The sequence below is a fragment of the Novipirellula sp. genome, assembly GCF_041583735.1.
Taxonomy (GTDB): Bacteria; Planctomycetota; Planctomycetia; order Pirellulales; family Pirellulaceae; genus Novipirellula.
The window spans coordinates 1-12,548 of record NZ_JBFHFD010000224.1 but is presented as its reverse complement, the minus strand read 5'-3'; the positions used below and the strand labels follow the sequence as shown (position 1 = coordinate 12,548).

Genomic DNA, 12,548 nt, shown 5'->3' with positions numbered 1-12,548 from the left:
TCGAATCCAAGCGTGTAGTTGAAACCACTGCAACCACCGCCAGCAACGCCGATTCGCAGCGAAGTGGACTCATCAAAGTTATTCTCTTGGCGAAACCGCTTCACTTCTTCAGCGGCTCGTTCGGTTAATTTTACTGCCATCGTTGTCAAACTCCTTCGGACGCCCTGTCGGACTGGTGAGTTTCGAAATGTAAACTACTCAGGTCTACCATGGTAATGCCGTAGCCTCCCAGAAACCCGTCAACCTTATAGTATTCGGAATGCTTGGGATCCGACAAGATGCAAGTATTGCGAATTGCCTGAGAATGGCTGCAAAACTCGCCCGTCGAACTCCTTCGGGAGGCGTGACGGCGATTTTCCGCCCCCCTAACTCGCTGCAGCGGTCTGAGAGGGAATCGTAGTTAGATCACCTTCCATTGCCCAGCAGTGGGGATTTTCAACAGGTTGGCAGCGACGATTTTGCTCTCTCACCGCCGGCGGTTACGAAAGACCATCATGTAAAAACCCAGGCAACACGGTCAATTCCATGGACCTGGGTCAATTTAAGTCAGTCAAACCGGTTCCGTGACGTGATCCTTCGGCCGTCTCATCGTGGCGGCCCCACGCGTCTCCGTTTGGGGCGTTTCAGCTTTGGGCGTCGTCGCCAACGGAGGGTTTAGGCCGCTGCAGCCGATCGAGCGCCAGCCGCGTAAAACCCGCTGATGCTCTCGACGACACGATGCTGTTCCGCTTCGGTCAGCGAGGGGAAGATTGGCAAGTTCAAAACTTCCTTGCTCGCACGCTCGGTTTCGGCCAATGCATCGCGGTCGAATTCGAGGTCTTGGAAACATTGCTGCTCGTGCATCGGGACGGGGTAATAGACCTCCGATCCAATACCACGCTCGGACAAATACGAACGCAGAGCGTCACGACGGCCTTCGCCGACTCGCAATGCATACTGATTCCACACATGAAACGCGTTGGGATCGGTCGCCGGCAAAACGATCTGGTCTGCGGCGACGACGTTGGCTTCGCTGAGCAATCGCGAGTAGCGTTCGGCGTTGGTGCGACGATCCTGGACCGCTTTGTCCAAATGACGCAGCTTCACGCGAAGCACAGCCGCTTGAAAGGTATCCAACCGGCTGTTGATACCAACGACCTGATGATAATAGCGAGGCCGCATGCCATGGCTGGCGTACAATCGCAAACGGTCTGCGGTGGCGGCGTCTGAGGTGGTGATCATCCCGCCATCGCCCATGCCGCCAAGGTTCTTGGTCGGATAGAAACTGAAACACCCCATTTTGCCCCAGCTACCAGCGGGGCGGGAATGATAGGCCGCACCAATCGCTTGGGCCGCGTCTTCGATCACCGGAATGTCATGATCGCCGGCGATTTGGCAAATTCGATCGATTTGAGCACATTGCCCAAACAGGTGGACGGGGATGATCGCGCGAGTGCGATCGGTGATCTCACTACGGATCGCTTCTGGGTCGACATTGAACGTATCGGGACAAATGTCAACGAATACCGGTGTTGCACCCAATCGGGTGATGCAGCTGACCGAGGCGAAAAAGGTAAAACTAGGAACGATCACCTCGTCGCCGGGCCCGATCTCAAGCGCCATCAAGGCAAGTAGCAATGCGTCGCTTCCGGAGGCACATCCGATCGCGTTCTCAGCTTGGCTGTACGCAGCGACTTCGTTCTCCAATGCGGTGACATCAGGACCAAACAAAAATCGCCCGCTGTCGAGCACTTCGGTCAGTGCTTCAAGAAATTCTTCGCGGTGAGGGCGGTTATCACGATTCACGTCCAGCAAGGGGACGCCGTCGGTGGCATTGGCCATAGGAGCAACCTTCCATGGTTGAACTGGTTAATAAAAAAGGGGCTTGGCAAAAGCGACGTCAATCCGCGCTGGCCAAGTCAGGGGATGGATTCCCTCGTTATGAAATAACCGCAGCGAATGGTTCAGGTCAAGAGAAAAATTTTTTAACATTGGGCGTCGCTCATTCTTTCCGAGGCCACGATTTCTTTCGCACGCCACGGTTTGATTTCGGATAAAATGGGGCCTTCCTCCCCCCGACCTGCCTCACCTCGCCGAAATCAAAGATGTACCGACGTCTCCATATTTCTTGCACACCTCGGCTGTTCGTTGCCGCTTGTGTCCTCGCAGGACTCCTTTGCCCTCACGACATGCTGATTGGGCAAGAACGAATCGAGGCCGAAAAAACAAGTGATGAAACGTCCGCGGCACACGAAGCCTTTTTTGAAACCGTCATTCGTCCTGCGCTGATCGAACATTGTCTCGATTGTCACGCTCCTGAAACGGAAATCAGCGGCGGATTGCGACTGGACACAAAACAGGGCTGGCAAGCGGGCGGCGATTCGGGAGTCGCTATTGTTCCCGGCACCTCCGATAGCGGCACGCGGATGGCAGCGCTTCGCTACGAAGACGCCAATTTGCAAATGCCCCCCGATGGCAAGTTGCCCGACTCACTGATTAACGCGTTTTCAAAATGGATCGCCGAGGGGGCTTATGATCCTCGTGAGACGGACGGCGATTCGGAGAAACCGAAATCCAGTTTGGGATTGTCGGTCGAACAGGCACAGCAACACTGGGCATACCGCCCCATCGAGACGCCTGAAATTCCATCGGGATTCGGTGCGACCTCGCCGATCGATCGTTTTCTAAATCAGCGGCTGCGTGAATTAGGACTCGCCGCGACCCCGATTGCCGATCATCGCACGTTGGTGCGACGACTCTCTTTTGATTTAACCGGACTGCCACCAACCCCTCGTCTTGCCAACGAAATTCAAGCGAGTGAAACGGCGGCAGACCGCTTTGGGGAAACCGGACACGAGCGAACCGAGTACGACGCGGCAGCCTATGAAATGCTCGTCGACAAACTGCTCGCCTCACCACGATTTGGTGAAACGTTCGCCCGGCGCTGGATGGATGTCGCACGCTACGCCGAATCGATCACGTTGCGGGGTTTCGTTTTCCCCGAAGCCTGGCGGTATCGTGATTACCTTGTCGAAGCGTTTAACACCGACCGTCCCTTTGACCAAATGATCCGCGAACAAATCGCAGGTGACTTGCTCGAGGCCGACGATTTGCATCAACGTCAACTGCAACATGTGGCGACCACGTTTCTGATGATGGGAAATTCCAACCTCGAGCAACAGGACAAAACCCAACTTGAGATGGACGTTATCGACGAGCAACTTGATACGATTGGCCGTGCGTTTTTGGGGCAAACGATCGGGTGCGCGCGATGCCACGACCACAAATTTGATCCGATTCCCACACGTGACTATTACGCATTGGCGGGCATCTTTCGCTCCTCCACCGCATTAACCCACTCCAACCTGTCTCGCTGGATCGAGAAACCACTTCCTGTCAGCGATTCGATGCAGCAGCACTACGATTCCATCACTCAGACGTTGGCGAGTGTGAATGCGGAACTTGCTTCGCGAAAAAAATCGGCCAGCATCGAATTGACGAAAGAAAGTCGCATCATTCCCTTGGCTGAACTTGAGGGAATCGTCGTCGACAGTGGGGCGGCAAAATTGGTCGGCCAATGGATGCATTCCACATCGGTCGGTCGTTTGATCGGCGATGGCTATATCCACGACAGCAACGAACATAAAGGCATGAAGTCGGCGACGTTTGAGCCGCCCAAATTGCCTGCGGGAAAGTACCAAGTCCGGCTCGCCTATACCGCCGGCACCAACCGCGCCTCCAACGCCGTCGTCCGCGTCTTTAGTGCAAATGAAGAAACGGTGGTGCGGATCAACCAACGCAAAGTTCCGCCCGAAGACGGCGTGTGGGTTTCATAGGGTGAATACGAGTTCGAACGCAATGGACAAGCGTTTGTGATTGTTTCCAACGAAGATTCCAACGGTTACGTGATCGTCGATGCCGTTCAATTCCTACCGTTGGCAGAAAAGCAAAACCGTTCGCTTCCCGCGACCGCGTTGCCGCAAGAAATTGCGGGTCAAAATGACGAACAAAGGGAAAAACAACGTCAAGCCGCCGAGAACGCCAAAATCATTGCTGACTTGGAAGTCGAACGAAAATCACTAACGCAGCAACTTGCCGAACGTCCACGCTACATGACGCTGCAAGAGAATCCGACTCCGACCGAAACGATGATTCACATCCGCGGCGACGTCCACAATCTCGGCGATCGAGTGCCTCGCGGTTTCTTGACGGCGCTTCCCCACGGTGATTCATTCGCAATCGACTCTGACGTCAGCGGACGGCTGGAATTGGCTGATTGGTTGGCGTCGCCCGAAAACCCGCTCACCGCCCGTGTCTATGCCAATCGCATCTGGGGTGCACTAATGGGGCAAGGCATTGTGCATTCGATGAATAACTTTGGCACGAAAGGGGACCGCCCCACGCACCCCGAACTGCTTGATTGGTTGGCCCACGAATTGATCCAAAACAACTGGTCAACCAAACATCTCGTTCGCACGATCGTGATGTCGGATGCTTACCGCCGACGAATGACGCTCGATGATATGGGACGGAACCAACTACAACAAAACATCGACCCCAAGAACGAATCGTACTGGCGAGGCCACTCGCGACGATTAAGCGTCGAGTCGCTTCGAGATGCGATGCTACAAATCAGCGGCGAATTGGATTTAACTCAGGGCGGATCGCTGATTCGCCGCGGCACCAACGCGGATTACAACTATCACATCGATTCACCACGACGCAGTTTGTATCACCCGGTGTTTCGCAATGCGCTGCCGGATTTGTTTGAAGCATTTGATTTTGCCGACGCCAGCGTTTCGGTGGGACAACGCACTCGCAGCACCGTCGCGACGCAGGCGTTGGTGTTGATGAACCATCCCTGGATCATTGCTCGCGCCAAAGCGGCTGCCACGAATTTCCGCGAACAATCCTCGTTATCTTCCCCCGATTCACCATCGGACGCTGACTCACCCTCAGACACCGAGTTGGTAGACCGCATCTATCGCCACTGTTTTTATCGTCTTCCCAGCGACGCAGAACGGGCCACATGCTTGGCGTTCCTAGAACAGCCCGGCGAACGCGGCGAACCCGACCGGCTTGCCGTGTTGATCCATTCGCTGTTCGCGTCGCTCGATTTTCGCTACCTGCCCTGAGCTAAAAACGTCATGATCGACTCAATTTTTCCACGCCGACAAATGCTGCAGACGACCGCCTGCGGTTTTGGTTCGATGGCCGCCTCGGCGCTCTTGGCTCAAAGCAATGCGTTGGCGCAAACCCACCGAACTGCCGCAGGATCGGACAAATCACTGCCGCTGGTCCCCAAAGCCAAACGGATCATTTTCCTGTTCATGCAAGGCGGCGTCAGCCAAGTCGATTCGTTTGATTACAAACCGATACTGGCGAAACACAATGGCCAGTCGTATGAATTTGATGATGCGCGGCAACTCGCTCGATCGGGCAAGGCCCGGGCATTTCGCTTGATGCAATCGCCTTGGAAATTCAACCAATATGGCGAATCAGGCCGTTGGGTGTCGGACTTGTTTCCCGAAACCGCACGTCATGCCGACGACATGTGCCTGTTGCACGGCATGCACACCGAAGGCGTTGCCCATGGCCCCGCAACGCTGTTTCTGCACTGCGGCAGCACCAATTTCATCCGTCCCTCGTTCGGTTCGTGGCTGCTGTATGGCTTGGGCAGTGAGAATGAGAATCTGCCGGGCTTTATTTCGATTGCCCCCTCGATCGGCAACGGAGGCGCACGGAATTACGGCAGCGCCTTTCTGCCACCTCGCTACCAAGGCACCAAGGTCGGCGGCGCCAGCAGCAGTACGATGACCATCGATAGCCTGACTCGCAGCGATATCCCCCACCCGCTGCAACAACAACAGTTTGAATTACTCAATCGTTTGAACCAACAGCAACTCGCACAGCGTCCGCTGCAGGACGCCGAACTCGATGCTGCGATGAAATCGCACGAACTCGCTTGGCGGATGCAGCAATTCGCCCCCGAGACACTTGATCTTTCCAGCGAGACCGCCGAGACGATCGAGATGTATGGAATCAATGCTCCCGAGACCAAACGGTATGGAGCCCGTTGCTTGATGGCCCGGCGGATGTGCGAAGCGGGGGTGCGATTTATTCAAGTCAACTACGGGGACGATTCTGCCAACCCGGCCTGGGACCAACATTCCAATTTGCCCAAACACGGCACGCATGCCCGCGCTGTGGACAAACCGATTGCGGCGCTGTTGACTGATCTCAAACAACGTGGCTTGCTGGAAGACACGATCGTGTGGTGGGGCAGCGAGTTTGGACGCACTCCCTACGCGCAAGACAACGGAACCGGTCGCGACCATAACCCCCGCGGATTCACGGTCTGGTTAGCCGGCGGCGGTTTTCGAGGCGGACATTCGCACGGAGAAACCGACGAATTTGGATTCCGCAGCATCGCGGGTCGCGTGCATATGCATGACCTGCACGCCACCCTGCTGCATCAACTAGGACTCGATCACAAACAATTGACCTTCGAACATGCCGGTCGCAATTTCCGGCTCACCGACGTGCACGGCAAAATCGTCACCGAGATTCTTTCCTGAAAAGGTTTGGCCGAGAATATTTGTACGAGACTGCAACGTCATGCTCGACCGAGCCTCCTCTCAACGACACGCTCTGTTCGTTCGCCACCCCGCTCAGTTCGTCGAAACGGTATAGCTGAGAGGGCCGGGACTTGGAATCGTTTCCACTAAATCACTTTGCGAGTGGAACTTGGCAGGCAAAATCTGCTTTTTGAAGCTGGTTCCCGCCTCGGGCGAATCGGCGGGCAAGTTGGCGGCCACCTCTTCATAGCCGCGAATCTCCACTCGCTTTGCACCCGGAATCACGGGACCTTTGAACACGCCGTTGATCACTTTCAAGTTGTCGGCTTGGACCGATGGATCGTCTGGCACAAACGTCACGTCTCCGTTGCTTAACGGCACACCGTCCAAATTAACGGTCCCTTCGACGACGACGCGGTCCAGCAGATCGCTATCGCAGCCACACAGAAACAGTGGACAGGAGAACAAAACGGCCACGATCGCTTGAGTTGACAAAATACGCATGAATAATTCCGGTTTAAGAGGATGCTTAAAAAAAACATGCTGGGGGGGAACGCCATTAAAAGCGGCGGAGAGAGAAAAGCTGCTCCCCGCCGCGAATTTGAAATTGTCGACGCTGGCCCGCTAGGGCAACGTCACGACTTCGCCGTTGTTGCGAGTGCCAATCGCTCGGTAGGTAACCAGGTCAATCGATTCAGTAAGGAACCGGACCGAACCATCCGCCAACGTGAATTGAGCACCGCCGGGATGCACGCTCCGTGCGAAATTGCGGATCTCCACAGCACTCCCGATCGAATTGCAGGGTGCCAATGGATAGGTCTCGGTCTTGCACGAGTAGACTTGATCGGGCAGCGTGGTATTAGGAGATTGCCAGGTGGTGAAACCAAATCCACCGTGCGGACCTCCGCCCCAATACCCGCCGGCTCCGCCCCAACCGCCAAGCCCAGGACGCACAAGCGTCTCGCCGACCATCAGCGTATTGGAGGTCCCATCGGCAACATCACGCATCTTTGTTTTCGAATCGTTGTAAAACATGCCATCGAGATTGGTCATGGGGCGAGTCATCTCGGTGCTGGCGGCAGCGACCACATAGTTGCCCTGAAATCCTTCGCCGTTGGAACGCCGCGTACCACCACCGCCAAAGCCACCGGCGCCGGGATCCGAAGGACACATAAAGGCGGGTAGGACGGCATCCTTAAGCTCGGGAGGCGTATCCATCACCCATTGCCCATCCCAGTGCTGGTAGGCTTCCGAAACCGCTCCGATTTCGATGAATGACATCACTTGCTGCATCCAAGTATCCCGCCGATGAAACGTCCCAGAATCCCGATAACCATACGGGTAGATGCGAAACGTGTCATGGTAATTGTGCAGCGCTAAGCCGAGTTGCTTCATGTTATTGGAACAACTCATTCTCCTGGCGGCTTCACGGGCCGCCTGCACCGCAGGCAACAACAGCCCGACCAAAACTCCGATGATGGCAATTACCACCAATAGTTCAACCAGAGTAAAACCCTGGTTCGCGGAACGCCCTCTTGTATTTGCCTTCATCACTTTCCCTTTACCCCTGAATTAAGAAACAAAAAGCGCAGCCTAAGGCACTCTTGAGAGTGCATTGGTCTATAGACTATCGGGGCTCAAATCTGCTGTCAAATTTTTGCGAGCGGGTTTGGAGCCAGATTTGAGCCCCCCAAACGCGAGATTTGCATGAGACGGGACACGCGATTTTCGACGCACACAAACAGCAGTGCAGGCGGTGCCGCTACGGATGAACAGCGGTCGATTTGCCCCCCACTAACTCACGAAAACCAGAGTCACGATTATTTCGGAACCACGAAACGAAGCGGAAAAAAAATCGTTTTTTTTTTGCGGTTTGTCCGCAACCGATGCGATCGACGTCGCCGTTGAGTGGGCATTTCTTTGCCGTTTTGCGGCGGTCAACCGCTCGGACTGATGCGAAAGATTCACTCACTACCAGGGGACGATTCGCGGCGTAATCGCGACCAGGGACGGCGATGTGAGACGCGCGTTATTAAAGTGATGTCACTGGGCAAACGCCGTGGACTCATCCTCGCCATGCGACTCCGACCCAACCGAGCGATGAAATGTGAGCGTGCGTGCACTATGCGTCATCTCGTCACGCAGTTCCATTTCAGCACACGCGGTTCGTGAAGCAAAATTTGCAAGGCAAAAAAATTATTGAGGGCAGATCTTTTGATAATACCGCAACAATTTCCACCCCACTGGAACACGCTGCACCCCTATAATGGCGGCTATAGAACTCCGGTGCATGGAATAAGATCACCCCGGTATATGAAGTGCGGAATCCGTAGAACAGAGTCATTTCAGGGCATTCGCCACCGTTGCAGCTTGAGTTGGGACCGGCGTCCCACGCCTTTTTAGGCGGGGCAATCACCCTAATCGGTGATTGTCACTGGGGTTCACCAAGACTTAAGACCGATCAACACGCGGATTCGCTCGGATAGTCGTTTACTGCTAGAAAGCCACTTGCCTCAGAAGGAGTGCATGATGCTTCGCCGTTCCCCGTTGGTCGAATCTTATCGAGCGGAGATCACACCTCCTCCGCCGCCGGACGATGCCCTGCTGCAGATCGACGATCTCGTTTCGTACATGCGTTTTGTGCTGCGTCATAAGTACCGTATTTTCTTATCGCTTCTGTACGCGTTTGTGGGCGGCTGGATCTATTTCCACAATCAACCGGTGGTTTATCGCTCGAAAGCGGAGGTGTTTGTCGAACCGAAAGACTCGCTCGATCGCGAAGGTTCCTCGGCGTATGGCCACGACGCGTCGTTGCTTGATACGCATGCATCGCTGATCCAAAGTCCCTGGTTTGTCGAAAAAACCTTTCAGGAAAACGAGCTACAGGGGCTCGATCTGTTGGCAGAATCCAATAACGTCGCCAACACCATCCTGCCTTTGATGCATGTGAATCACGAGGATTCGATTGTAAAAATTTCATTCGATAGCATTTACCCCGACGAGTGCCCCAAGGTGCTCGAGGCGCTCGTGTCAACGTACCAGCGTTATCTGATCGAATCCAGCCGCGAAAACTTGGAACAGGCGATCGAACTGATCTACAACAAGGCAGAAACGCTGCAGCACGAAATTCAAGAAAAGAGATTAGCATTTCAGCGGGCTAAAGCCTCTGTCCCGCTTCCGGCGATCGAGAGCGCCGAGCATGCCTCATCCGCTCGACAAATGATGGAGATTGATAACCGGCTGGTCGATTCTAAGGTTCGACGCGCGGAACTGCTGTCGAGACTTGCGACAATCCAGTCCGCTCAGTCACAAAGTATCCAAGCTGCAAGTCTATTGCTTCCTGCTATCTACCAAGAACACCAGCTGCAACTCGCAGCATCGGAGCAACATCGTCAGGAGCGGTCGGAGGACCAGGCGGAACGATCATGGTGGCGTGGCGAGTCCATGCAGCAACAATCTTACGACCGATTGCTAGAATCTCGCATCCGATTGCAGGGGCTAAAGGAAAGATTAGGTGAGCAACTGTTTCCGCTGGAGGAAGAAGAGAAACTGCTGGCCAATCAATACGGAGACAACTATCCATCGTTGCAGGAATTACGCAACAAGATAGACCAGATCCGTGACCTGTATACCGAACAAATCAAAGCCATCGAGCGAGAGATCGCGGCCGAGACTCAAGTGCCCACCGCCTCCGTGGCGACCGTCACTAAATCGAAGCCAAAGGCTTCCGTGACCGAAACGATGGAAAGTAACGAGTCGCAATTGGCCGATTTGATCGATACCTATATTGGATCTCTACAGCAGGAATTGACCGATCTTGATGCGGCCGATCAAACGTTGGCGACCCAATACCAGACGATGAACCAACGGATGCAGGATCATCGAGACAAGGTTCGCGAATCCGAGCTTCGTCAGAATGAAAACGATCATTTGTTGGTCGAGATCTCACTTGCGGAACGACGCTACGATGCGTTGATCAGTCAACTCAGCCAATTTGATCTGAACAAAGATTTTGGGAACTTCGGCACCACGGTGATCGCACCGCCGAGCAATCCGTCTCAGATCGCCCCTAACGCTCTGATTACCATTCTGACATCGGGAATGATTGGATTGATGTGCGCCTTTGTCTGGGTCGGGTGTGCTGAAATTGCGGAACGAACGCATCACAATCCCGAGGCGATCCGTGATCTCGGTCTACCGATTCTTGCTAAAATCCCCGAACGCCATCGTGACCGAAAACGCTTGAAGTCACGCCAACGTCAAACCCTCTGCACCGTCCACGAGCCCGAATCTGCGGATGCGGAAGCCTATCGATCGCTGCGCACCGCATTGGATTGCATCAACCAAACCAGCACCAACATGGTGATTCAAGTCACCAGCCCCGTCGCTGGAGACGGAAAATCGACACTGGCGGCCAACCTCGCCGTGTCGATTGCCCAGTCCGGCAAACGCGTGCTGTTAATGGACACCAACCTCCGCGCCCCAACGATGCACACCCTGTTTGGCAGTTCCAATGACGCCGGATTGTCGACGTTGCTCTGTGGCCACTCGACCCCACGTGATGTGATCCGAGAAATGAACACTGCGGGGTTGTACTTGCTGCCCGCGGGCCCGCAGCCAAAGTGTCCGGCAGATCTGATCGCATCACCGCGGTTCGCACGCTTTACCGACTGGCTAAGAGACAGGTTTCAATTTGTGATCATTGACACGCCTCCGATCTTAATGGCGAGTGAATCGCGTGTGATCGCGGCGTTGTCGGACGGCGTCCTGTTGACCGTCCGCTCGCGTCAAAACGATCCCGCCGAAACGCAACAAGCATGCGAATTACTCGATATCGCAGGTGCCAATGTGTTGGGAGTGGTGGTCAACGAAACAACTTGCAGTGCATGTCGTCACCGCAGTTTTGAACCGCCGCAGATCATGACCACGTCTCAAGCACCGGTAACGACCAGCCGACGGATCAAGTGAGTGCTCCAATTTTGCTGTCGCGTTTTGCTAGACATAAAAAAACACGGCCGTGATCCAAGATCACGGCCGTGTTTTTAATATTACGATCATCGTGACCACGTTTTCAACGTTGTCACCGACATGATTTACGAACCTTGCTGTTCGCCACCGCTGCTGCTTCCGCCGCCGAACATGTTGTCCAAGGCTTCATTGCTGGCAGGTGCTGCAGGAGCATCGTTGCTTTCGTTTTCCGCTGCAGGACTATCGACTGGCGAAATATCCAAAGGCGAGATGGTCGGTGCTGCAGGTGCAGGTGCCGCTTCTTCGCCCGCGTTGAGCAGCGGGAAGCTTTCTTCGAGCGATTGGACCGGTGCAGCCGCCAATTCTTCCAATGCTTCGCGACGATAATTTACTTCGCCATCTTGGAAAATACGGAAACCGGTTCCGGCAGGAATCAAGTGCCCGAGAATTACGTTCTCCTTCAATCCAACCAACTTGTCGACCTTGCCCGCCAACGCAGCTTCGGTCAATACCTTGGTGGTTTCTTGGAAAGACGCCGCACTGATAAAGCTGTTCGACTGAACCGCCGCCTTGGTGATTCCTAGCAACTGAGTACTCGCCGTTGCCGACTTCGGACGTTTGCCCTTCGCTGGGGTTCCGCCCAATGCTTCGATTTCGGCATTCGCCTGCTCGAACGTATCCTTTGGAATGATCGTGCCTTCGCTGTAATCGCTATCGCCAGGGTTGGCGATCTTGATGCACTTGGAAAGCTCTTGGTTTGCTTTGCGGAACTGGAATCGGTCCATCACCAAACCAGGCAACAGGTTCGTATCGCCTGGGTTCTCGATCTTCACTTTGCGAAGCATACGAGCGATGATGATTTCACAGTGTTTATCGTTAATCTCCACACGTTGGGATTGATAAACCTGTTGAATTTCATGCAGCAAGTACTGCTGAACGGCTTCTTCACCCGAAACACGCAAGATGTCGTGAGGCACCAAAGGTCCGTCAACCAACGCTTGACCGGCACGCACGATGTCACCG

7 protein-coding genes and 1 pseudogene are annotated in these 12,548 nt (G+C 54.6%); 4 read left to right on the top strand and 4 right to left on the bottom strand.

The features are described from left to right. Positions 1-654 precede the first annotated feature (654 nt). Complete coding sequence (locus tag ABX962_RS17335) at positions 655-1,821, bottom strand: DegT/DnrJ/EryC1/StrS family aminotransferase (RefSeq protein WP_372721295.1); 1,167 nt, start codon at positions 1,819-1,821, stop codon at positions 655-657. 263 nt (positions 1,822-2,084) lie between these two features. Between ABX962_RS17335 and ABX962_RS17330 the strand changes: the two genes are divergently transcribed. Genes ABX962_RS17330 through ABX962_RS17320 form a run of 3 tightly spaced genes read left to right on the top strand, consistent with a single transcriptional unit; the run spans position 2,085 to position 6,557 of the window. After that, complete coding sequence (locus tag ABX962_RS17330; protein WP_372721294.1) at positions 2,085-3,815, top strand: DUF1549 domain-containing protein; 1,731 nt, start codon at positions 2,085-2,087, stop codon at positions 3,813-3,815. A 36-nt stretch (positions 3,816-3,851) separates the two neighbouring features. Further along, a complete protein-coding gene (locus tag ABX962_RS17325) occupies positions 3,852-5,114 on the top strand; it encodes a DUF1553 domain-containing protein (RefSeq protein ID WP_372721293.1) in 1,263 nt (420 codons plus the stop codon). A gap of 12 nt (positions 5,115-5,126) precedes the next feature. After that, on the top strand, positions 5,127-6,557 hold the full coding sequence (locus ABX962_RS17320; protein WP_372721292.1) for a DUF1501 domain-containing protein: 1,431 nt from the start codon (positions 5,127-5,129) through the stop codon (positions 6,555-6,557). 93 nt (positions 6,558-6,650) lie between these two features. On the opposite strand, the gene ABX962_RS17315 is transcribed toward ABX962_RS17320, so the two are convergent. Then, a complete protein-coding gene (locus ABX962_RS17315) occupies positions 6,651-7,061 on the bottom strand; it encodes a hypothetical protein (RefSeq protein ID WP_372721291.1) in 411 nt (136 codons plus the stop codon). Positions 7,062-7,181: 120 nt separating this feature from the next. Beyond that, a complete protein-coding gene (locus ABX962_RS17310; protein WP_372721290.1) occupies positions 7,182-8,108 on the bottom strand; it encodes a DUF1559 domain-containing protein in 927 nt (308 codons plus the stop codon). Between the two features lie 978 nt (positions 8,109-9,086). Here ABX962_RS17310 and ABX962_RS17305 point away from each other — a divergent pair. Continuing rightward, positions 9,087-11,525 (top strand): polysaccharide biosynthesis tyrosine autokinase, encoded by a 2,439-nt coding sequence (locus ABX962_RS17305; protein ID WP_372721289.1) that lies wholly within the window; start codon positions 9,087-9,089, stop codon positions 11,523-11,525. 125 nt (positions 11,526-11,650) lie between these two features. On the opposite strand, the pseudogene ABX962_RS17300 reads toward ABX962_RS17305, so the two are convergent. Next, positions 11,651-12,548, bottom strand: a pseudogene (locus tag ABX962_RS17300) (DNA-directed RNA polymerase subunit beta'); the annotation flags it as partial.

Excerpts from the sequence above, each read along its gene's own strand:
- ABX962_RS17335 (WP_372721295.1), bottom strand. The coding sequence starts at position 1,821 with ATGGCCAATGCCACCGACGGCGTCCCCTTGCTGGACGTGAATCGTGAT.
- ABX962_RS17330 (WP_372721294.1), top strand. The coding sequence starts at position 2,085 with ATGTACCGACGTCTCCATATTTCTTGCACACCTCGGCTGTTCGTTGCC.
- ABX962_RS17320 (WP_372721292.1), top strand. The coding sequence starts at position 5,127 with ATGATCGACTCAATTTTTCCACGCCGACAAATGCTGCAGACGACCGCC.
- ABX962_RS17315 (WP_372721291.1), bottom strand. The coding sequence starts at position 7,061 with ATGCGTATTTTGTCAACTCAAGCGATCGTGGCCGTTTTGTTCTCCTGT.
- ABX962_RS17310 (WP_372721290.1), bottom strand. The coding sequence starts at position 8,108 with ATGAAGGCAAATACAAGAGGGCGTTCCGCGAACCAGGGTTTTACTCTG.
- ABX962_RS17305 (WP_372721289.1), top strand. The coding sequence starts at position 9,087 with ATGCTTCGCCGTTCCCCGTTGGTCGAATCTTATCGAGCGGAGATCACA.